The sequence below is a fragment of the Bifidobacterium sp. UTCIF-1 genome, from assembly GCF_006408915.1.
GTDB lineage: Bacteria > Actinomycetota > Actinomycetes > Actinomycetales > Bifidobacteriaceae > Bifidobacterium > Bifidobacterium reuteri.
The window spans coordinates 64,009-85,864 of record NZ_JFAG01000011.1 but is presented as its reverse complement, the minus strand read 5'-3'; the positions used below and the strand labels follow the sequence as shown (position 1 = coordinate 85,864).

General features: G+C 61.1%; 18 protein-coding genes. 4 read left to right on the top strand and 14 right to left on the bottom strand.

All coding sequences use genetic code 11. The annotated features are described in order from the left end of the window. Window positions 1-16: 16 nt before the first annotated feature. From BW09_RS06350 to BW09_RS06315, 9 genes are all read right to left on the bottom strand, one after another. The gene (locus BW09_RS06350) at window positions 17-517 is read right to left on the bottom strand and encodes a hypothetical protein (RefSeq protein WP_044088382.1); all 501 of its coding nucleotides are present in this window, start codon (window positions 515-517) and stop codon (window positions 17-19) included. Further along, window positions 514-2,190: a hypothetical protein gene (locus tag BW09_RS06345; protein ID WP_140462906.1), complete on the bottom strand. Its 1,677-nt coding sequence runs from the start codon at window positions 2,188-2,190 to the stop codon at window positions 514-516. The genes BW09_RS06350 and BW09_RS06345 overlap by 4 nt, the downstream gene beginning before the upstream one ends. 53 nt (window positions 2,191-2,243) lie before the next feature. Beyond that, window positions 2,244-2,450: a hypothetical protein gene (locus BW09_RS10985; RefSeq protein ID WP_219846519.1), complete on the bottom strand. Its 207-nt coding sequence runs from the start codon at window positions 2,448-2,450 to the stop codon at window positions 2,244-2,246. After that, entirely contained in the window at window positions 2,429-3,277 is an 849-nt protein-coding gene (locus BW09_RS06340) for a glycosyltransferase family 2 protein (protein WP_219846518.1), read from the bottom strand. The genes BW09_RS10985 and BW09_RS06340 overlap by 22 nt, the downstream gene beginning before the upstream one ends. Then, window positions 3,277-4,722, bottom strand: a complete 1,446-nt coding sequence (locus BW09_RS06335; RefSeq protein WP_181161799.1) for a lipopolysaccharide biosynthesis protein — start codon at window positions 4,720-4,722, stop codon at window positions 3,277-3,279. The genes BW09_RS06340 and BW09_RS06335 overlap by 1 nt, the downstream gene beginning before the upstream one ends. 4 nt (window positions 4,723-4,726) lie before the next feature. Beyond that, window positions 4,727-6,604: a DUF6020 family protein gene (locus tag BW09_RS06330; RefSeq protein ID WP_140462901.1), complete on the bottom strand. Its 1,878-nt coding sequence runs from the start codon at window positions 6,602-6,604 to the stop codon at window positions 4,727-4,729. A 101-nt stretch (window positions 6,605-6,705) separates the two neighbouring features. After that, on the bottom strand, window positions 6,706-8,124 hold the full coding sequence (locus BW09_RS06325; protein ID WP_044088386.1) for an ABC transporter permease: 1,419 nt from the start codon (window positions 8,122-8,124) through the stop codon (window positions 6,706-6,708). Next, entirely contained in the window at window positions 8,111-9,361 is a 1,251-nt protein-coding gene (locus tag BW09_RS06320; RefSeq protein ID WP_044088387.1) for an ABC transporter permease, read from the bottom strand. The genes BW09_RS06325 and BW09_RS06320 overlap by 14 nt, the downstream gene beginning before the upstream one ends. 9 nt (window positions 9,362-9,370) lie before the next feature. After that, complete coding sequence (locus BW09_RS06315) at window positions 9,371-10,441, bottom strand: ABC transporter ATP-binding protein (protein ID WP_081886527.1); 1,071 nt, start codon at window positions 10,439-10,441, stop codon at window positions 9,371-9,373. A 240-nt stretch (window positions 10,442-10,681) separates the two neighbouring features. Between BW09_RS06315 and BW09_RS06310 the strand changes: the two genes are divergently transcribed. From BW09_RS06310 to BW09_RS06300, 3 genes are all read left to right on the top strand, one after another. Beyond that, entirely contained in the window at window positions 10,682-11,959 is a 1,278-nt protein-coding gene (locus BW09_RS06310) for a sensor histidine kinase (protein ID WP_140462899.1), read from the top strand. Beyond that, entirely contained in the window at window positions 11,956-12,612 is a 657-nt protein-coding gene (locus BW09_RS06305) for a response regulator transcription factor (protein ID WP_044088390.1), read from the top strand. Before BW09_RS06310 ends, BW09_RS06305 begins: the two co-directional genes overlap by 4 nt. Window positions 12,613-12,717: 105 nt before the next feature. Then, window positions 12,718-14,022: an alpha-amylase family protein gene (locus tag BW09_RS06300; RefSeq protein ID WP_044088483.1), complete on the top strand. Its 1,305-nt coding sequence runs from the start codon at window positions 12,718-12,720 to the stop codon at window positions 14,020-14,022. Between the two features lie 84 nt (window positions 14,023-14,106). Here BW09_RS06300 and BW09_RS06295 read toward each other — a convergent pair whose 3' ends face one another. The 3 genes from BW09_RS06295 to BW09_RS06285 form a co-directional block, all read right to left on the bottom strand. Beyond that, complete coding sequence (locus BW09_RS06295) at window positions 14,107-16,203, bottom strand: DEAD/DEAH box helicase (RefSeq protein ID WP_044088391.1); 2,097 nt, start codon at window positions 16,201-16,203, stop codon at window positions 14,107-14,109. A gap of 144 nt (window positions 16,204-16,347) precedes the next feature. After that, the gene (locus BW09_RS06290) at window positions 16,348-17,637 is read right to left on the bottom strand and encodes a uracil-xanthine permease family protein (RefSeq protein WP_044088392.1); all 1,290 of its coding nucleotides are present in this window, start codon (window positions 17,635-17,637) and stop codon (window positions 16,348-16,350) included. 329 nt (window positions 17,638-17,966) lie between these two features. Continuing rightward, on the bottom strand, window positions 17,967-18,797 hold the full coding sequence (locus tag BW09_RS06285) for a histidine phosphatase family protein (protein WP_044088393.1): 831 nt from the start codon (window positions 18,795-18,797) through the stop codon (window positions 17,967-17,969). A 177-nt stretch (window positions 18,798-18,974) separates the two neighbouring features. On the opposite strand from BW09_RS06285, the gene BW09_RS06280 reads away from it, so the two are divergent. Beyond that, window positions 18,975-20,582 (top strand): hypothetical protein, encoded by a 1,608-nt coding sequence (locus BW09_RS06280; RefSeq protein ID WP_044088394.1) that lies wholly within the window; start codon window positions 18,975-18,977, stop codon window positions 20,580-20,582. 208 nt (window positions 20,583-20,790) lie between these two features. Here the strand turns inward: BW09_RS06280 and dtd are convergent, their stop codons facing one another. Together dtd and BW09_RS06270 are read right to left on the bottom strand one after the other, a co-directional pair. Further along, complete coding sequence (gene dtd / locus BW09_RS06275) at window positions 20,791-21,285, bottom strand: D-aminoacyl-tRNA deacylase (RefSeq protein WP_044088395.1); 495 nt, start codon at window positions 21,283-21,285, stop codon at window positions 20,791-20,793. Window positions 21,286-21,373: 88 nt separating this feature from the next. Continuing rightward, window positions 21,374-21,679: a hypothetical protein gene (locus tag BW09_RS06270; RefSeq protein WP_052382011.1), complete on the bottom strand. Its 306-nt coding sequence runs from the start codon at window positions 21,677-21,679 to the stop codon at window positions 21,374-21,376. Window positions 21,680-21,856 lie beyond the last annotated feature (177 nt).

The following is a 21,856-nucleotide window of genomic DNA, read 5'->3' as shown; positions in this document are numbered from 1 at the left end:
TCCTGGTTCCTCTTGCCTACATGAAGAGGAACCAGGATGCGGTATCCCACCAGTTCGCCACAGGCATGTTCATCCCCGATGCGAACTGTTTGAAGAAGAGGAATACCAGCGCCGCCACAAGCCCCGCGCACAGCCATCCGAACGTGAGCCTCTGGGTTACGAGTCGCCAATGGGCCGCTTCCATCCGGACGCTATCCCCGCGAGAATCCGTCACGCTTCCGGCCATCGCGGCATCCTGTCGATTCACGACACCATCGACGGCATACAGCAGCACAAGGAACGAAGTCATCAGCATGAACGCAAAATCGATTTCATACCGGATATCCGGACCGGTGATCCGGGCATCGACAATGAAGGCGAGCAGCCAGGACACGAATACGCCAGCCAAAAGTCCACTGGCGCGGATGCCATGCAGCGCGAACCTCCATACGACGATGGTGAACAGAAGCAACGCGAACGGCGCAGCAGTGAGGAACCATCCGCCGAACATGGCATGTTCGGAGCGCCACGTGGTCAACGGCACCCCGCCGGTTGGATGAAGGGGAAATGCGCGGTGATGTTGGGAGGCTGTATCAGATAGGTGAAGACAAACGAGAAATACTGGGTAAGCGGCGCACGCATATGCGTCATATCGTAGCCGGTCAGATTGTAGGTCGCGCCGAAATCGGTGAATTTGCCGAAGCGGGCCTGATTGTAGGCGAACTGGAGCAGGAAGACCAGCAAATACGGTGCTATCGCGCACGACCAAGTCTTGAGCTCGCGGATGAGCGCCGCCCCTCCGCGCAAACTCTGCCTCCATAATCCGATGATCTCATCGCCGAACAACGGGACGGCAATAAGCGTGGCAAGGATGACCTGAGGCCTGCATGCGATGGTCAATGCCATGCACAACGACCCCGACGCCAACAGGGGCAGATTCAATCCGCGCAGTTTGGCCTCGATCCATAGCGACAATCCCAAAGCGGCGAACAGGATCGCCATCTCCTGAGGTATCTGGTAGAACAACCCCAATTGGATGACGAAAGCGATGCCGTCACCGAACATGAAGGCGACCATGCCGAACAAGGCGGCGCCAAGGGAGACTGCACGGCGACGACCGATCAGACGAGCCAGCTGTATGGCGAGCAGCGCGACGGCGGCGGAAGCCAGAGTCGCCGTGATGATGAGGGCTGTGTTCGTGGCCATGTCCATGCCGGTAATCGCCTTGAATGGCGCGAACAGCAGCAGCGCCGGCAGGACGCCGAAGTATGAATAGTATCGCCCATCATGGAACGCCACATCAAAGAAGATGGGAATGTCGGGATGCGCGAGCGCCGTGGCTATACGCGCTTTCGTATCGTAGGGGTTGCTCATGCCGGCGAGCGCATCGTTCACCGGGTAGTCCAGCCACGTTCGGCCGTGAAGGATGGCGTCGGCGAGCATCTGGTATTGGTTGACTGCGGAGTAGGACTCGAAATAGTTCCAATACGTGGGTTCCGGGCTGTCCTGCGGCGATGCCATAACCAGCAGCGCGATTGGCGTCAGGCTCGTAGCCACCGCACAGATGCCGACCGGTATCAGACTGGAGCTGCGGCGCAACGCGAGCCGGATGCGATAGAGCGGCGAATTCGGACGGAACAGGATGATGAGCAATGCTGCCGCCAGTTCGAGAGCGAGGCGAAGGGCGCTGAAGCGCATAGGCACACGCGGATTGGCCGTAATGGGGCCGTATGGGATCACCGCGCCTTTCTCCATCTGCTGATAGCGGAGTCTGACATGGGTGGAGCCGTCTCCGACCCGCGAATACCGTGACGATTCGGAGGATGGCGAATAGCCGACGTCGGCGTTCGCGTCATACCATCCGCTGTCGGTGGATTTCATGGTGGAGACCCGCCACTTCACCGAGTCGTTCTGGGAGGGCCGCTCAGACGGCACGTGGTCGATGTACAGGTATTCGATGGGCTGGTTGGCGGAGACGTCACGCCAGGCGTGCTCCGGATCGGTGACGACGGCGATCCCGCCTGCCTCGACGCTCAGGCCCGACCCTACCCCGTCATCATGGGTCTGCTGCGGCGTGGAGCCGATGGTCTGCCAGAACGGCAGATTGAAGACGAACAGTTCCAGCACCGTGATGACGACGAATGAGACAAGGATCGGCTTGAGCCATACGCGCGAAGCCGGTCTCCGTGCTCCGGCCGCCGCGGCATCCATGTGCGCTTCTTTCTGGCATGAGGGCCGGCATGACATGCCGCTGCCGAGCACGCTCATCGGGTTGCCTTCCACTCGGCGCATGATTGTTGGGGATCGGCGGCATCCTGATGCTGTGTTCCGCCCCATAACGCACGTGCCGCAGGCGAATACTCGATCTCTTTGACCCGTTCGAGCTGGTCCTCCTGGAGTTTGCGTTGCGTGCGCATCACTTCGGAGATGATGAGCAGCAGCAGCGATATCACCATCCAGATGAACAGCATGACACCGAGCAGCAGCGACTGCATATGCCCCTGCCCTGCCCTGCAAAGAAGAACGTGAGATATCGGATGAAGATGATGGCCGCGAGCAGACCGGGGACGATAGCCGACCAGGTGAACACCGTATGTGCCCGGAACATAAGGAAGCTGCGGATGATGGCGCCCGCCGACTTGCCCATATGCTCGAAAATATTGTGGAAGAGGCGTGAGTTGCGGGTTTTCGGATTCGTGACGATCGGTATGGAGGTGATGGCGATCCGCTTGTAACCGGCCTGGATGATCGTCTCCATGCAGTAGCTGAATTCGGTCAGGATATTGAGCTGTATGAGCGCCCGCTTGGAGTAGGCTCGGAATCCGCTGGCCGCGTCAGGGATATGCGTTCCTCCGGCCGCGGTGTTCACCACCCAGGAACCGAATCGTTGCATGAGCTTCTTGAACGGTCCGAACTCCTTGATGGTGTCGGTCTGTCTGTCGCCGACCACGATATCCGCTTTGCCCTCGATGATAGGACGCACCAGATCGCCGATGCGCTCGCTGGGATACTGGTTGTCGCCGTCCGTATTGACCACGATGTCCGCGCCATGCTTCAACGCGTAATCGACGCCGTCGCGGAAGGCGCGCGCCAGTCCCATCGTGCCGCTGTGATGCACGATATGCCGTATGCCTAGGGCGCGTGCCACCGCTACGGTGTCATCCGTGCAGCCGTCGTCTACGATCATCACATCGAGCCGGTCGACACCGGGAATCGACTTCGGCATCCGCTCCATGACCATCGGCAGTGTCTTCGCCTCGTTGAGGCAGGGGATCTGTACGAACACGTGCATCGTCATCACTCTTTTCTGTTTGTCACAAGCGTTCGAATCATGCGTATATCGATGACGCCGGCCCGCGCGATGACCGCGAGATAGGCCGCATACATCAATGCATAAAGGCACATGAGCACCAGGAAGTTGCTTGTCGGCATCAAGCGCCCTACACCGTATGCAACCGCCCACAACGCCGCGTTGCAGCCGATCGCCGTCCATGTCCTGCAGCACATCACATCCCCCAGCCTGAGTCTGACCTCAGCAAAGGAAATCGTCATGAGGAGGAATGTGCACGTCATGCTGGTGGCCGCGATGGCTGTGATGCCGCCCCATCGTGCGCTGAGGATGAACGCCGTGACGACGACGATCAGCGAGATCAACGACAGCCAATCGGAAAAGCGCGCGTCGCGTTCGGCATTGAGCAGCATGTTGAGCATCACCGTGACGCCCATGAAGAAACTCGACAATGCGAGGAAGGAGAGAGCCGACGCCGCAATCGTGTACTGCGGCGAGTAGAAGGCGGACAGCAGCGTCGTGCTGGTGGCGGAAATCGTCACCGCCATCGGAAGAATCAGCGCGAATGCGAGCAGCAGGAGTTCGCGGGCCTTGCCGATAGCCGCATCGCGCTCCCCCTGTGCGATCAACCGCGAGACGACTGGCAGGATGATGACGGCGAACGCCTGGAGCAGGTAATACGTGGTCTTCCCGAAGTTCATCGCGCCGGTGTAGTAGCCGGCCATCTGCGAAGGCAGTTCGGCTTTGACGACGAGCGTATCGGCGCTCAGTACCAATGAGGCCATGATGAAGAACAAGGAGAAGGAGAGCGTACCGTGAGCGGCGGCGCGCCAGGTGAAGTCGTGGCCCTCCCCTGCGGGCAGCACCCGCCAGATGGGAACGAGCATGGCGAGTCCGATGACGATGGTCACGATCATCGCCGAACAGTAGCCGACTTCAAGGCCGATGACCGGATCATCGGGGAACGCGAGGATGATCAACGGAATGGTGCCAAGCTTGATCATCGGATAGAAGGTGGCAAGGAACGCGCTGCGTCCGAACCGCTGCAATCCGTCGTTGATGCCGAGCATCACGACATACAGGCCGTTGGCTGGCACGAGGAACGCGGCATAACGGAAATAGCGCGCCAAAGCATCGTCGCCGAGCATCACGCCGAACAGCGGCGCGCCCGCGAAGTCGATGAGGAAGAACAGTGCGACGACGGCGAACTGGACCACCAGCGTGCGCACGATCACCTGGCGCCCGTCGTAATGCCGTGAAGCGATGCTGCGGGCCAGGGATTGGCGTGCGCCATTGCTGACGAACAGGTACTCGAAGTCCAGCACGGTGATGATGGTGCCCACCACGCCATAATCGGCTGGCGAGGCGAAACCGCCGAGGAAGTAGTGGATGGCGTATCCGGCGACGAAGAAGGCGACATTGCTGATGAGATTGAATACCAAACCGCGGTTCATGACGTCAGACCCCTTTCTGCCGCCATAACCGTTCAGGGCGTACCGCATCTGCACGCAGCAGGCCGATCAGCAGGGGAACCATGATGAGCGACCACAGCATGTACCGGGTGGCGGTGGGTTTGAGAGGTATCGAAATTGCATTGGGCAGCAGGGAAAGCAGTGACCAGACAAGAGGCACTGCGAACGGGAACCACGAATGCCGTCTGACAGCGCGACCATCGCGCATGCCGGACGCAGCGGACGCGGCGGCACGGCCGAGACGGCAATAGACAAGGAACAGGGGCAGGACGAATGTCCAAACGGAGGTGAACGTCAGTATGCGGATGATTGGGAGGGAGCGCCATGCGTTCCACCACGCGTGGGCGGCGGACTGACCGGCCCGGTTTTCCGCATACGCGGGCATCTGCCGGAACGGCTTGCTGTAGGCGTTGAAGATCTGCAAGTCCATCTGGTTGCCGATGGCCTGGTCGGCGACCCGGTCGAGCGAGGCGAGGCTCACCGCCGGTGCTGTGGAATTCTGTGGCGTGCGCAGGAAAGAGAACCAGCCGGATTCGAGTGAGGCGAACGCGATGAGATAGGAATCCGGATGCCTGAGGCCCATCTGCGCCCAAGCCGTGGCATAGTCGGGCACGCCGTTGGCGTCGCGCAGCGAGTATTGGATGATCGGGTCGGCCAGATAAGGGTTGTACCTCGAGGCCATGTGATCGAACGGCACATGGTTGACCGTGTCGACGGCTTTGCGTTCGTCTGGCGTGATGTCATGGGGATGGTCAAGCGCATACCGTGCAGTCATCTGCATCGGCACGACGAGAATCTGGTTGGAATCCTCCTTGGCCACCTTGAGCGGCCCGGCCACGGCTGCGGGGAATATGACGACGGCGAGCAACGTCACGCCCAGCGCAGCGGCAAGCGCCGTCAGACGCCGACGGCGAGTCGCTGCGACCACTGGCAGTGCCAGCAGGGAGAGCACGGTGATGTACAGCCCGGTCATCGTGGTGAGCGCGCAGCCGAGGGACAGCACGAACAATCCGGCGAGGAAACGTCTCGACGCCAGCGCCTCGAGCCCGGTCCGCACGGTTTCAGCCATCATGATGAGCCATGGGATGAGGAACACCATGTGCAGGCTGTCCTTGACGATGGACATCGTGAAGATCGGGAAGGCCGGGAAGACGGAGAAGAACACCAGCATCATCAGGCCATAGGCGCGGCCGCAGCCGATATGCCGTACATACAGGCATGCGGCTGCAAGTCCGAGGATGGTGGCGGCCACTTGGACGGCGAGATAGGCAATCAGACCGTTCTGGTAGTTTCCGGTCAGCGTATCGCCCAGCCATGCCGCGCCGCCGAAGACAAGCGTGTCGAGCACCGGATGATGCGAGGATATCGCGCCTGCCGGTTGTCCATAGGCGCTGATGCCGAAGAACTGCGCAATCTGGTCCCCCGTGTCGAACCATATGGTGCCGGGAGCCATCATGATGATGACCGGCATCCAGCAGATACCTATGACCGCCCCGTATATCAGCAGTCGTGGGATCAGACCGAGCCGGTCGAATCGTTCGAACAACTCACGGAGCCAACTGGCAGCGGACGCATGCGAGATGCATTGCATGGCCCGTATCACGGCCGGCCTGCATCCGTTGCCCGATGCTACGGAATCCGACTTGGCTGTTCGGACCGGCGACAGGGCAATGAGCCGCTCGCCCGCCATGAACACGATGAGCAGCAGGCCAGCCAAGACGAGCGACTTCGCCCAGAACCGGCCATCATAAGGTCCGAAGACGGCCCGGGTCGCGGCTTGATCGGCGCATGCGATGGTCAAGCCGCCGAGCATACACAGAGCAACCTGCGCCATCCTCGACGGCCTGACCTTTCCGAACATCATGATTTAGACGATAAGTGACCGGATACGTAGTCTGCACGGAATTGGCGTATTGTTCACCGAGCGGTGTCGCTCCGGTAAGACTGACGAGGCGAAGGCTTCATCTAGGCGAGTTGCGTGGTGCTCGTCCCCACCGGGACGGGCCGTGTGCGCCGCCAACGGCCGATGGCAAGCCCGATGCAGACGAATGTCACTGCAAACAGCGCCACAATGCCAATCGAAGAAGCCCATCCCGTCACGCTCACGCCACTGTCCGCAGCGGTGCCGATGCCGAGCGCGTCGTCAATCGCCGCGCAATACCACCATCCGGGCAGCATACGGCCGATGGCGAGCATCGGTGCGGGCATCATGTCGAGCGGGAAGGCAACGCCGGAGGTGAACAGGATGAGCAGGCCGAATACGTTGGCGAACCCGTTGGCCATGGTCTCGCCGGTCCCTCCGCATTCGCCGAGCAGGAAGCCGCAGGCCACGGTCATCAGTGCATAGATGCAGGCCGCCAGGAGCGTCATCGCCGCCCCGGCGGGATCGATCCGGGTCGGGTCGAGACCAGCTCCGGCCATCAGCCCCACTGTGGCCAGAAGGTAGATGACGACCACGATCAGCGCGAACATGCACATGGTGGCCATGCGTTCGACGCCCATCAGCGAGGAGCGTTGCGGGGATGCGAAGAGCCGGCGTCTGGTCTCACCCGCATTGAACACGCCCAATACCAGCGCCGTGCATACGGTCATGGCGACGAACAGCGGGTACAGCATGGTTTTCATCGTGACGCCGAGACCTTTGGCGGCCTCTGTCGCAGCGTCGGGCTGCATGGCGGGGGCGTCGCTGTGATCGACTGCAATCGCATGGTTTGCGGCCTTGTCACGGGAGACGGCTTCGACCCGTTCCGCAGCTTCGGATACATCATTCAGGCCGAGGTCAGCAATCCGTCCTTCAGGCAGCATGTCCAGCGACCCGTTTGACGTCGTCGCCTGTCCGTTGCCGGAATCGGACGATCCTGCATATGCGCCATACAGCGTGGCCCAGTCGGCGGCATCCACCGTCACATTCCCTCCGATCAGCGTCGTGCGCAGCATGGAGAGGAACCCACTGACGCTCATGGAGGCCATTGAACCGGCGCCGGACCTGTAGCTAGTCACCGTTTCGACGGCAGGCGTGTCTTCACCGGATTTCACCGAGGCAAGCATGTCGTCCGCGTAGCCTTGCGGGATGATGACGATGAGATCGACCCAGTTCGACGCGACGGCACGCTGCAATGTCTCCGGCTGGTCTTCGACATCGACCAGTTCATGGTCAGGTGTCAGATAGGCGCGCAACGAGCCTGCGATATACCCTCGGTCGGCGTCGCGGTCCACGACGGCGACCGAAGGCTTGTCCGGGACGAAGGTGTCGCCGGCCTCCGTGCCGGATTTCAGTTGAAAGGCGCTGATGGTGAACATCATGATGCCGATAAGCACCAGATAGATGATGATGTAGAGTCGGTGCGCGATCAGTACGCGAATCGTGGCCTTACAGGTGTTCATAGCGTTGCTCCTTGAGCATGATGACGCCCGCGATGAGGAAGACGGCGCTCATGGCGAGCAGGATGCCGCAGGTGGTGAGGAACGGGCGGTAGCTGTCGAAATAGAGGATGTCGTAGAACAGGTTGGTCACCTGCTGGGCGGGGTTGATGAGTGCAAGCACTGGCGCGTCGCGAGTAATCAATTCGCTCAGGCTCATCGCGAATGCGCCATACAGTCCGGAGAACAGGGACAGGGCGCATGGGATCGCACTGGTAAGTCCCATTTTCACGCTGTGCGTGAGCCCGGGGATCGCTCCTATCATCGTGCCGAACGCACAGGCCATGAACGAGGCCGTGATGACCGCGATGACGGCTGCGGGCTCACGCCCGCCGAGGGCGATGCCGCAGACATACCGGATGTAGGACAGGGCGATGAGCAGGCTCGTCGCGGCGCACAGCCAACTGGCCAGGAATCCGGCCATGAGCTGCCGGCCACGGCCCAATGGCGCGACCGTGCGTCGCAGCCCCAATGCGGACAGGTTCGCCTGGGCCGTGGTCACCGCGGTGATCGAATACCCCATGGCCATCAGGCAGGCCATGCCGAGCAAGGCGTAGAAGTATCGGGCCATTGCGTCCGGCTTGAAGTTCGTCAACTGGATCTCGCGGGTCATGCCTGCGGTGTCGCCCAAGGACGTCCAGAACGAGCGGCTCACAGCCGCCTGCGGATTGTCGGCGATGAGATCACGGGTGACGGCGTCGGTCCGATTGTACAGTCCGATGGCGTTGCCGAGTGCGGCGATGGCGACGGCTTTCGATGAACCGGACGACATGGCGTCCTTCGCGCTGCCGGCCACCGTGGAAGCCAGCGTCAACCGCAGTCCGCCTTCTGAGTCCACGGTCAGGTATCCGTCTGCCGTGCCGTCTGCGAGCGCGGCGCGCGCCTGGGTCAGGGAGTCAACGGCGGTGGCGTCTATGAGATGGATGCCCGGATCGGCGTGAGCACCTGGCGTCTCGGATTCATCGGACGTGCGGGTCTTGCCGGAGAGCGCATCGACGAACGAGGACGCTACGGATGCGTCTTTCCAGTTCGCATCCTCCACCACGGCCATCGCGATCGGCTTGATCTCATAGCTATCCGCGAGATTGCCGAACATGCCGGCGAACAGGGTGGAAAGCACAAGCGGGAAGACGATGAGCCAGAACAGCGCAGACCTGTCGCGCAGGTTCGTCTTCAATGTCATGACGAATGTGGACCACATGGCATCCTCCTAGTCCCTCAGTGCCTTGCCTGTCAGTTCGAGGAACACGTCGTTCAGGGTGGGCGGCTGGCTGGTCAGGTGGCCGACGTTCGTGCCGGCGGCGCGAAGCACGCCGAGCAGGTCGATGAGGTTATGCTCGCCACGACGGCATCGCACGTCCAGTTCATGCCCGTTGTAGGCCGCTTCGATGACGAAGCCAAGCGCGCGTACTGCCGCCAGCGTCTCCTCGGTGAGGTCAAGCGTTCCGATGGTGATGCGTTCGCCGGTGTCGATCATGTCCTTCAGTTCGTCCGCGGTGCCGAGCGCCAGATGCCTGCCGTGGTCCATGATGAGGATGCGGTCGCAGATCCGCTCGACCTCCTCCATGTAGTGGCTGGTGTACACTACGGTGGCACCGTCACTGTTGAGTCGCTGGATGCCTTCGAGGATCGCGTTGCGGCTCTGCGGGTCCACGGCCACGGTCGGCTCGTCGAAGAAGATGAGGTCGGGCTTGTGCGCGATGCCGCAGGCGATGTTGAGACGCCGCAGCAGACCTCCCGAGAGCTTGCCTGGACGGAACCTGCGGAAGTCCTGCAGCCCGGCGAACGCGACCGCCTCCTCGACCAGCGGCGCTCGTTCGGCTTTCCTCGGCACATACAGGGAGCAGAAGTAGTCGATGTTCTCCTCCACCGTCAGCTCGTTGAACACGGCCACATTCTGCGGCACAATGCCGATGCGTCGTTTGAGGTCGTATGAGGTCGGCGTCATCGGCTGGCCAAAGACGCGTATGGTGCCCGAATCGTAAGTGAGCAGCGCAAGGATGCAGTTGATCGCCGTGGTCTTGCCGGAACCGTTCGGGCCGAGCAGACCGAAGATCTCGCCTTGGTGCACGTCGAGGTCGAAATAGTCGAGCGCCACCATGTCGCCATAGTGTTTGACGAGTTTCGAGACGCTGACGGCCGGGGTATCGTTCACGTTCGCAGCTGGCGTGCCTTCGTCCGGTATGGCCGCGATCCGCACGGCCTGAGATGCGGTCTCCTCGCCGCAGTGCGCCGATGCCGCCGGGACAGAGTCCGTGAGGTTTGCGCTGTCGTCCGCCATGTCCGCTCCTTTCCTGGAATCATCCCCTTCTCGGGTTGTCTTCATCATCCCAAGCGCGGACCGTCGACGCCATCCACAAACGTCACGATTCATGCCCCGCGCAATGACATTTGTCATGTCTTGCCGCAAGTGCCTTGCAACGCATGCAGCATGCACGACGCACGACGATCCTGTCCATCAACGAACGCGGCCGTTGCGGGTAGGCTTGAGTGCAGTTACGGCATCTACTGCGGAGGTCTCATGCGGATATTGGCGGAGAAAGGATTGATGGCGGCATTGGGCATGCTGCTCGCTCTGAACTTTCATCCGCATGCCGACGCCATGCTGGTCGTCGCTATGCTTGCCGCAATCTGCATCACCAGCATCACCGAATGGCTTGCCGCAAGCCGATGGAAATGGCTGCCGATGGGGTTGTTCACGCTGGCCTGCATCTTCCTTCCTCTATGGCGCTCATTCCTGCCGCTTGCCGCCTATGATGCCGGACGGACCGTGATGCCGACGGTTTTGTTCAATTCAGGCGATTCCGGACGAAACCGATCAGACGGCATCAGACAGGATTTGGCGCATCGTCTGATGCCGTTTGTCCGATGGACGTGGGTCGTTCCGCTGGTTTGTGTAGCGGCGGACGCCAGCACGGGTTCAGCGAGTACAATCGCAGCTTCGGCGTTCCTCGCACTGGTGACATGCGCCGGTTTCGCCCTAGGCTCCGACTCCCGACGCGCCGAGGATGCGTCACGCCGAATCAGGCATTTGCGGGATCATGCGCGCGAATCCTTGCGCGCGAACCGTCGGCGTCTTGCGGAGATCGAAGAGGAACGCGCCCAGTCGGTGCGTATGGCCACGCTTGGGGAACGCACGCGCATCGCACGCGAGATACACGACAACGTAGGACATCTGCTCACCCGTGCGATCATGCAGACACAGGCAAGCCGCACGGTGGCCGAGGCGATGGGCGAGAAAGCATCGGCCCAAGGGTTCACGGCATTGTCCGAAACCTTGGACGAGGCCATGACGATGGTTCGCAGATCAGTGCACGACCTGGAGGACGACGGCACCGATTTCGCTGCGCAGATCAGTGCAGCGGTCCGGTCGTTCGACGGCATCAGCCCCGGATTCACGGTCGGCTTGGTCAATGGCATCGAGTCTGCCCCCGCTCCGGTGACACGCTGCTTCGCCACGGCGATCCGCGAGGCGCTGGCCAACGTGGTACATCACAGCGAGGCGTGCGAGGCGACCGTGACGCTGCGCGACATGCCGGCGTTATGGCAGCTGGTCGTGCAGGATCCCGGGCCCGCGAAGCCGGGCGAGGCCCCAGCTCCTTTCTCCGACCCTGTCATGGCGACACGGCATGATGCCGAAACGTATCGCGGCATGGGGCTGGCGGATATCGACTCACGGGTCCGGTCCTTGGGAGGGACCTCCCTATGCGGCCCGTATGGCACCGGCTGGCGGGTGTTCGTATCCATACCGAAAGGCCCATGGCAATCAGGGACACATGTGGAATCGGGGCAATCATGACAACCATCGCAATCGTGGACGACGACCCGATCGTCTGCCAATCATTGCAGACGATCCTCACCGCCACCGGCACCGCCGAGGTGCTGTGGACCGCCAACGACGGGGATGCCGCGCTGGCCGGATACTTCAAGGCTCCCTCCAGCAGGCCGGACGTGCTGCTCATCGACATCCAGATGCCAGTGACGGATGGCATCACCGCCGCGCGGCGGATCCTGGCGAGGGACCCCGCCGCCCGTATCCTGTTCCTCACCACATTCGCGGATCGGGACTATATCGCCCAGGCCATGGGACTCGGCGCCAAAGGCTACCTCATCAAACAGGATGTGTCCGCGGTGAAACCGGCGATCGAAGCCGTCATGGCCGGGCAGGTGGTGATGGGATCGGATGTGCTCGGAAAGCTCACCGGCGGCGTCCACGCGCCATACGCAGCGGATTCACCATCCGGGGACGAAGGCGCACTTGACGATGCGCTGAACGAGCGCGAACGAGATATCGCGGCGCTGGTCGCCAAGGGACTGGACAACCGGGACATCGCCGCCACGCTGTATCTGAGCGAGGGGACGGTACGCAACCGCATCAGCGCCATACTGGACAAACTGGGACTGACGAACCGCACACAGCTGGCGATCCGATGGATCAACGAGCATCGATGACCGACTACGTAACAGGAACCGTGGCGTCATAAGGGATTCGGCATCCCGCCCGACCGACTTACGGCCGATATGCGAGAATGGACACAGCGTCGATGGGAGGCGATGATGACGATCAGTACTGATGAGGGACGCACGCTGCCGGATTGGGTGCGCTATGGCGTGTTCTGGCAGGTGTATCCGCTGGGATTCTGCGGTGCGGACATCCGGCCGTCAGGGCCGCGCGAATTCCATGGCCGAGGACTTGATGCACTGCTCCCCTGGCTGGGCTACGTCCGAGATCTGGGGGTTTCCGGACTGCTGCTCGGACCGATATTCGAATCGGCTTCGCATGGCTATGACACGCTTGACCATATGAATGTGGATGTGCGATTGGGCGGCAACGCATCCTTCGACCGGTTGGCCGAAGCATGCCGCGATATGGGATTGCAGCTGATTCTGGACGGTGTATTCAATCACGTGGCGCGCACACATCCGGCGGTGCAAGCCGCTCTGGATGAGGCCCGTGGACGTCTCCGAGCACAGGATGATGCATGGCATGGCGTGGTTCGCACCCATACGGGCGCAGACGGAGAACCCGTCTTGGATGTGTTCGAGGGACACGGGAATCTGGTTGAGCTGGATCACGATGCGCCGGAAACGGTGGCGTATGTGGCGCAGGTGATGAACCATTGGCTTGACCGCGGCGCTGCCGGATGGCGTCTTGATGCGGCATACGCGGTGCCGCCCGCCTTCTGGGCGGGGACACTGCCGCAGGTCAGGGCCGCGCATCCGTATGCATGGATCTTCGGTGAAGTGATTCATGGCGATTATCCACGAATCGTCAAGGACTCCTCAATGGATTCCGTGACGCAGTATGAGCTTTGGAAGTCCATCCAGCACGCGCTCGAAACGGACAATTTCTTCGAGCTCGACTGGAATCTCAAGCGCCACAACGCGTTCCTGGACTCATTCGTGCCGCAGACGTTCATCGGCAATCATGATGTGACACGCATCGCCTCACAGATCGGCCCGCACAAGGCGGCACTGGCCTTGGCCGTGCTGATGACGGTCGGCGGTGTGCCGAGCATCTACTACGGAGACGAACAAGGATATGTGGGTGTCAAGGAACAACGTCTTGGCGGTGATGACGACATCCGTCCGAAATTCCCCGACTCCCCCGACCAACTGTCACGGCTCGGCGAGCCGATCTACCGGCTGCATCAGTCACTCATCGCACTGCGCAGGCGAAACCCGTGGCTGCTGGATGCGCGCACCGAAGCATTGGCTTTGGAGAACAAGCGCTTCACTTACCGGTCGGCCAGCGCCGACGGTACACGGTCATTGACCGTCTCCCTCGACGTGGAAGGTGCTCCGGCGTTCACCATCGTCGATGCCGACGGGACGACGCTGTACCGTTATCGGAGCGAATAACGCTGACCGATAGCATGGCATGAACGGCTGTGGGCACCCCCTTGAGGAGACGCCCACAGCCGTTCATGCCATGCGTTCCGCTCGTCAACGACGGCCGGAACGGGTGCCGCCCAATCGGAAGGGTGCGCGTTTCGACCTGTTCTGCTTGGAATGACGACGACGCGGACCGTCTGCGTTACCGTATTTGGCCATCATGCGACGATCATGACGCTTCGCCGCCTCACCGCGCTCGTCGGTGATGATGCGGTTCTCATCCTTGCGATGAATGCGCTTGCCGCCTACACCGCCATGTCGTGAATCGAACCGGTCCGCCTCACGACGGTTCCTGCTCTGACGGCGTTCATCCCCGTATTGACGGTGCTCGCCCCGACCCGTCCTGCTCTTTGTCGCTGCGCGACGATTCGAGGATTCGTTCCGGCCAGTGGGACGCTCCTGCGGATGTTCGAACAGATAATCGCGACGCTCGGCTTCCGGATTGCTCATGCCGGCCCGCCGTTCGGCCCGGTTCATCCGACGAGGATTCACATCATGGCCGCCGGCATGGTTGCCGGAGCGGAACGATCTGCTGTCTTGCTTCACGTTGAAGCCCTGTGACTCCTTGGAATCCCGCGATTCGTAGTCATCACGCTGCGAGCGGTGATACTCCTGAGACAAGGACCGGCCATTCGTCTGCGCGAACTCACCGGGAGCGACATTGGCCATCCGTTCGGCGGCGCGACGGCGTCTACGCTCCTTCTTGGCGGCATTGCGCGCCTGCTCGAGCTCGCGTGCCCGAGCCTCACGCTCCTCTTTGCTGATGCGAGGCGATTCCTTACGGCCTTGATTGCGGCGACGCCCGCCTGCCGGCTGCGACTTGTCCAGATCCCAGCCCATGACCACCTCGGCGGGCTCCCCCACCAGCTCCATCACTTCCGGAGAATCGTGGGTGACCTCCTGCGGCTTCACGCCTATGCCGGCCTCGCGCAGCATACGACGGGTCTTGCGGCGCTGTTCCGGTAATACCAGAGTCACGACGTCACCGGCGCGACCGGCTCGTGCGGTACGCCCGGAGCGATGCAGGAAGGCCTTCGGATCCTCGGGCGGCTCGACCTGCACCACCAGCTCCACGCCGGACACATCGATGCCTCGGGCGGCAACATCCGTGGCCACCATGACATGCACATCGCCGGATTCGAATGCGGCAAGGTTGCGGTCGCGCTGGTTCTGGCTCAGGTTGCCGTGCAGCTGCGCTGCGGGTATGCCTTTCTGGGTAAGGCTCTTCGCCAGCTTCTGGGTCTGGAACTTGGTGCGGGTGAACAGGATGCGCTGGCCCGTACCGGATGCAAGCGTGCGCACGAGCTCGGGTTTGTCGGCACGGGTGGTCTCGAACACATGATGGGTCATGAGATCCGGTTCGGTTGTGGCGTCATCCACGCTATGCACCTTCGGATCCTTGAGGAACTCGTTGACCACCTCGTCCACGCCGTGATCAAGCGTGGCGGAGAACAGCATGTGCTGGGCGTCGGGACGCACCTGCTCCAGCAGTCGTTTGACCGGCGGAAGGAAGCCCATATCCGCCATTTCATCGGCCTCGTCGATGACCACGACTTCCACGCCGGACAACGTCAACGCCTTCTGCCGAAGCAGATCCTCAAGCCGTCCGGGGCATGCGACCACAATATCCGCACCCTGGCGCAGATCGCGAATCTGCCGGGCGTACTTCACACCGCCATAGACGGTGGTGGTGCCCATGCCATAAATCTGGGCAAGGGGCGCGATCACGTCGTTGATCTGATTGGCCAGTTCACGGGTGGGAGCCAGCACCAGACCACGCGGATGCGGAAGGAAGTCATCGGAACGCCGTTCCTCCAGGCGCTCCTGCTTGCGTCGTCTGATCTCACGGCGGAACTCCTCCATGGCGATTTCCCCAAGGGAGTCATAATCGCCCAGACGGGACACCAGAGGAATGGAGAATGCGAGAGTCTTGCCGGAACCGGTACGGCCACGGCCGAGGATATCCCGACCGTCAAGGGAATCGGGAAGCGTATCCGCCTGGATGGGGAACGCCGTCTTCTTGCCTTCCGAGGCGAGTTCACGGACGATCGGCCCAGGTACGCCGAGCTCTCCGAACGGAATCGGACGAGCATCATCATTGCCGTTCATGGCAGAATCGGCATCATCATCAAAATCGTTATAGGGCACAGTGGCCTTTCATGGATAGGTACGCATTGGTGTAGCGCGTAAAATATGCAAACCATGCGAGCCTAGCCCAAGGCCTCTACTTTACAGACAGCGGGGGTCTGCCTCCTGTGAGGCAAACCCCCGCTGCACAGTGGCCGACTGCGGCTATAGGATGTCCGGATCATCCTTGTCGATGGTTCCGGTGGCCTTGCCAATGGCCTTGAGGCCATGGTATGCCACCAGGATCACGATGGTGCCGATGGCGATGCCATTGAACGAGATGCCGGAGACGGTGAAGGCGAACTGTCCGATGGCGATGATCATCGTGATGGCGGCCACCATGATATTGACCGGCTTGTCGAAGTTGACCTTGTTCTCCACCCAGATGCGGATGCCGATCATGCCGATCATGCCGTAGAGCAACGTCGTCACGCCGCCAAGCACGCCGGCCGGGATCGTGTTGATCACGGCACCGAACTTCGGGCACAGGGACAGGATCAGTGCGAAGGCGGCCGCGCACCAATACGCCGCAGTGGAGTACACCTTGGTGGCCGCCATCACACCGATGTTTTCACCGTAGGTGGTGGTGCCGGAGCCGCCGCCGAAACCGGCGAGCGTGGTGCCGAGGCCGTCCGCCATCAAAGCGGTGCCGATCTGATTGTCGTAATCACGGCCGGTCATCTGCGCCACGGATTTGACGTGGCCCACGTTTTCAGCCACCAGCACGAGCACCACCGGGATGAACATCGGCAGGATGGAGAAATCAGCCTGCGGCAAGTGGAACTTGGGGAATCCGATCCATCCGGCGTCGGCAATGGCCGAGAAATCCACCTGACCGCGGAAGCAGGCGTACACGTAGCCGATGAGCACGCCGACGAGGATATTGAGTCGGCCCAGCAGCCCCTTGAACAACACCGCCACCAGCAATACGGCGAGCAAGGTCACAACAGCGGTATCCGGCGCCTTCTGGAAGTTCGACCAGACGGATGGTGCCAAGTTGAAGCCGATGATGGCCACGATCGCGCCGTTGACCACCGGAGGCATGATGATGTCGATCCACTTGGCGCCGGCGTAATGCACCAGCACACCCACCAACGCCAGCAGGATGCCGGTGACCATGATGCCGAAACTGGCCACGGCGATGCCCTTATTGGCGGTGGTGACAGCCGTGATCGGAGCGATGAATCCGAATGAGGAGCCAAGGTAGCTGGGCAGCACGTTCCTGTTGATCAGCAGGAACAACGCCGTGGACATGGCTGTGAAGAACAGCGTGGTGGACGGGTCGAAGCCTGTGAGGATAGGCACCAGGAAGGTGGCACCGAACATGGCAATGACGTGCTGGGCGCCGATGCCTGCAGTACGCACCCAAGTCAGGCGTTCGTCGGGTTCAACGACCTCGCCGGGCTGGAGCGTCTTGCCGTCGCCATGCAGCGACCAAGTGAACAGATTTTTCATACATGAACTCCTTTGGTTCTCCCTCGCGGCGACAACACAACCGTCATCCGCGCATCGTGAGCCATTGTAACCTGTTCACGACTCCCACACGTTTCGTCGCACTCTGGTCCGCCGGCCACGGGCCGCCTGCCCTCTCCCCAGTGGAAACAGACCGTATGTTCGCGTTCCGACGAACCTCGCGCGAACATACAGTCTTTTCGGCCATGCCAACAGGCTGTATGTGCGCGCCGTCCACGTTGAGACGCGAACATACAGCTTGTACGCACGTTTCCGGGCCTGACCGTCAACATCTACCGGCGGCCGAGGAGACCGGCGGCCGTGAAAAGATGTCACTTGCCGTAGTATTCGAGCAGATGCGGGTCCACGGAGCGCACCACGTCCACCAAATCGCCGTTCGAAAGATACGGACGCTTGAATTCGCGCCAGGGCTCCACCTTGACCTCCCAACGGCCGGATTCCTCATCCAGTACAGGGCGGGCGGTCTGCTCCCAGCGCACGCGCTTGGAGGTGCGGCCGGTCTCCGGGTCGCGTCGCGTGTAATGCAGGCATGTGCAGTTGGTGATCTTCCAATCATCCGAGTCGGCGCGACGCAGGAACTCCTCATCGGAGAGGTCCTCGATGGTGAGCATCAGCGCCAGCATGAAATCGCCGTGCGTGACCATGACCACCGACTCCGCATCGGATTTGCGGCTCAGGGAATTGAGCACATTGTGCACGCGGTCCTCGGCCACATCGGCGATGGACTCACCCGCCGGCGGACGCCAATACAGCGGATCGGTGTTCTTGAACATCCAATTGCGGGCGTAATTGGTTTTGAACTCGTCCTTGGTGATGGTGTTGATCTCACCCCAGGAGCGTTCGCGAATCACCCGGTTCTCCTCCCACTTGGCCTTCGGAAGGGCCATGGTGGCGGCGGTCTCACGCGTGCGCACATACGGCGAAACCATGTAACGGTCGAACAGCTGCTGCTGTGCAACGATCCAGCGCCCGATGCAATCGGCCTGCTTACGTCCTATGGCGGTCAGTCGCCAGGAGCGGTCAGGCACAGTGACGTTGTCCTGCGTATACAGCGAGTTGTCGCCACGATCACCTGCCTGGACGATGACATTGGCTTCGGACTCACCATGCCGAATCACATACAAATCGAGCGGCATGCTCATACGATTGTCCCTCGTTTCTCAACACACATTGACCATTACCGTAGCCGAAACGCGGGGCAAGCACAGTGTTCTTCTCCGAGCTGAACCCAAGAATTCACTTGGCGTTCAGCCTCATCTTGATTGCGCACCAACCATGATGACCGACGTCGAAACGGAAACGCACTACGATAGGAAACCATGGGGAATAACTCACATATCGACCGTTCGTGGCTCAGCTCCGCCAAGGAGAGCATCAGCCAGTGGTCATACATCATGTTGAAGGATGCAGATAACAAGGATATCGATTGGGATTGGGTGCGTTCGCTCGATCTGGAACATGGCATCGGCGTGGCCGAGCCTGAGGATTTGGAACCGGGAGCCGGTTCGAATGTGCACGATATGCTGAAGGCGGATCTCGAGATCCGCGACAGGCTTGAAGCGATTCTCGCGAAGATGAGCATGGTGTTCATGCGCGACTTCAGCCGTCATATCAAGACCTACGAGCTGCCGCGCGCGCTGGCGTACGCCAATCGGCGTCTGAACGACCAGATCGTACTGCTGCGCGACCGTGGCGTCGTCGAAGGTCTGTGGACCGTGGCTGACGAGGAACGCGAACGCGTGACCGTTCCGGTACTGACGGCGGCCAAGGATGGCGTGGTCGTGGACGACATCCAGGATCGCACCGCCGAGATCGTCAACGCACGCGCCGAGCAGCGCAAGGCGGATCGCGCGGCCCGTGACGCCGCTCGCCATCATCGCCAGATGGCCCTGTTCGACGCCGATGAGGTGAAATATGGATCGGTGGAAGCCGGTCCGGATGAGTCCGCGCCCGCCGACTCCAGTTCCGATGCCGGCAGCCCGGATTATCTCGTCGAGGCGCAGCCGGTCATCAACGACGACAATCCAGCGGTTCCCGACGTCGGTCAGATCGCAGCCGCCGAGACCGCCGTCTCGGAGCCCCGCTTCGCTCGTTTCCGCCACGCAGCCGCCGAGCATGTCGCCGCACGACAGTCGGCTGAGGAGAAGGAATATTGGCGTGCCGTATTCCTGCCGGGCCGCGACGTGGACAAGGTCATGGGCATCGATCTGGAGACGAACGGCACCGAACCGTACCGCACGTACATCATCGACGTGGGCTTTGAATACATGAATATGAAGTCCCCGCGCCCGGCCGACGCGCCTGTCGATTACACGTATGACAAGGATTACTATCAGGGCGGCGACGCCTATGACCAGCATCGCTTCTCGTTCGGCGTGACCCCCGAGGCCGCACGGCATGGCAACCCGTTCATCATCCAGCTCACCGGCATCGATGTCAGCACACGCGTGGGTGACGAATACCCGTTGTTCGACGAGGACCCCGAAGCCCAAGCAGACCTGTTGAAGCGCCTGACCTCGCAGCCATTCGTGGCGCACATGGCCACCTTCGAACACAGTTTCTTCATGCTGAACGTTGCAGGCTATGCCGAGGCCTACCGTAACGGCCATGTGACCATCATCGACACACTACCGATGAGCCGCCTGTGGGATGAGGGTTCGATTCCGTGCGAAGGACATCCGGACGGAGACAACACGCTCGACGCCTATGCCAAGCGGCAAGGCGCGTTGCGCGAAGATGACGCAGAACGCCATCTGGGCCTTGAGGACACGCACATCATGCTGCTGGCGATGAAGCACCATCTGACCCAGCTCAAGGCCGAAGCGCGTGGCCCGTGGGGGCCGGACGGCAAGCCGGGCGTGGGAGGCAAGCGCATCGTCAAGCATCGCCATATCACCCGGGAGCGCCGCACCCCGATCTACGACTGATTGAGGACCTAGCGAGAACCGAACGCTGAGGGAGACATTCGGCGATGTCCATCGATTGCTATTGGGACACCCAATTGATGCGGCATATGGCGCACTCCCGAAGACTGGATGACCGCTGAAGACAACGAGCCGGCCGATACTGCGATTACGCGGTATCGGCCGGCTCGTTGTTCGTCGGTGTTCTCGCCTTATCGCGCATTGTTGCGCTCTACCGGCTTTCGCGTTTGTGCGGCATGTCAGTATCGGTATCGACCACGATGGTCACCGGACCATCGTTGACCAGCCCCACGCGCATATGCGCGCCGAAACGGCCTTCCCTGACCGACACTCCCCCGGAACGCAACGCCTCGTTGAATTTGATCCATACAAGGTCCGCATGTTCCGGCTTGCCGGCCTTGACGAAACTCGGCCGATTGCCCTTATGCACGTCACCATACAAGGTGAATTGTGAGATCGACAGGATTTCTCCGCCGATGTCCTGGAGGGAACGGTTCATTTTGCCTTGTTCGTCCTCGAAGACACGCAGGTTGAGCACCTTGTGGGCGAGCCAGGCGATTTCGGCGTCTCCGTCGGCATCGGAGACGCCAACCAGGATCATGTATCCCGGGCCGATCTGCTGCGGCTCGAATGTGGGGTCGATTGTACCCAGTTCGTTGACGACGTCCACGCTGGCGTGGCTGACCCGTTGAATCACAATACGCATACGCCCGATTATGCCACTGCCGGCGTCATATCAGGCACATGCCCCGTTCAATGATCATCGCAAGTCATCGGCGTCACCACAGGTTCAGTCACTGATTGAGGCTCGTGGAGATCTGCTGCTCGACACGGTCATAGGCCTGGTTGAGCAGCATATTGCCCGGCACCGTCGTCAGCAGGAACGCCAGCACGGCGACGACGATGGAGACCAATACGCCTTTGATGATGCTGACTACGATCCTGAACACCACCGCGGCCACAATCACCCCGACCACCACTGTCAGCAGGGTCTGCACTGCGCCTGGAAGCTGCCCGTACCAGAGCGCCAACCGATCCAACGCAGACAAGTCCAGATTGCTGAGGTCGATGTTCGTCCAGTCGATACTATCCATATTCATACTCGATTCGTCCGTTGCTTTGACTTTGGCCGTATTCATTATCCGACCTATGCGGTCAGGACCGATTATGTCAGTTCGAACTGGGATATGGATCCGGAAACAGTGTCACCTGACAATTGCTTCAAAACCGCCATCCCCAGCATATTCACGGTGTCTTATGCAACGGCCGCTCGTAAC

Coding starts and splice junctions, on each gene's coding strand:
- BW09_RS06300 (WP_044088483.1), top strand. CDS start 12,718: ATGACGATCAGTACTGATGAGGGACGCACGCTGCCGGATTGGGTGCGC.
- BW09_RS06325 (WP_044088386.1), bottom strand. CDS start 8,124: ATGAACACCTGTAAGGCCACGATTCGCGTACTGATCGCGCACCGACTC.
- BW09_RS06335 (WP_181161799.1), bottom strand. CDS start 4,722: ATGAACCGCGGTTTGGTATTCAATCTCATCAGCAATGTCGCCTTCTTC.
- BW09_RS06280 (WP_044088394.1), top strand. CDS start 18,975: ATGGGGAATAACTCACATATCGACCGTTCGTGGCTCAGCTCCGCCAAG.
- BW09_RS10985 (WP_219846519.1), bottom strand. CDS start 2,450: ATGCTGTTCATCTGGATGGTGATATCGCTGCTGCTGCTCATCATCTCC.
- BW09_RS06345 (WP_140462906.1), bottom strand. CDS start 2,190: ATGGATGCCGCGGCGGCCGGAGCACGGAGACCGGCTTCGCGCGTATGG.
- BW09_RS06285 (WP_044088393.1), bottom strand. CDS start 18,797: ATGAGCATGCCGCTCGATTTGTATGTGATTCGGCATGGTGAGTCCGAA.
- BW09_RS06330 (WP_140462901.1), bottom strand. CDS start 6,604: ATGATGTTCGGAAAGGTCAGGCCGTCGAGGATGGCGCAGGTTGCTCTG.
- BW09_RS06320 (WP_044088387.1), bottom strand. CDS start 9,361: ATGTGGTCCACATTCGTCATGACATTGAAGACGAACCTGCGCGACAGG.
- BW09_RS06310 (WP_140462899.1), top strand. CDS start 10,682: ATGCGGATATTGGCGGAGAAAGGATTGATGGCGGCATTGGGCATGCTG.
- dtd (WP_044088395.1), bottom strand. CDS start 21,285: ATGCGTATTGTGATTCAACGGGTCAGCCACGCCAGCGTGGACGTCGTC.
- BW09_RS06270 (WP_052382011.1), bottom strand. CDS start 21,679: ATGAATATGGATAGTATCGACTGGACGAACATCGACCTCAGCAATCTG.
- BW09_RS06290 (WP_044088392.1), bottom strand. CDS start 17,637: ATGAAAAATCTGTTCACTTGGTCGCTGCATGGCGACGGCAAGACGCTC.
- BW09_RS06305 (WP_044088390.1), top strand. CDS start 11,956: ATGACAACCATCGCAATCGTGGACGACGACCCGATCGTCTGCCAATCA.
- BW09_RS06340 (WP_219846518.1), bottom strand. CDS start 3,277: ATGACGATGCACGTGTTCGTACAGATCCCCTGCCTCAACGAGGCGAAG.
- BW09_RS06315 (WP_081886527.1), bottom strand. CDS start 10,441: ATGGCGGACGACAGCGCAAACCTCACGGACTCTGTCCCGGCGGCATCG.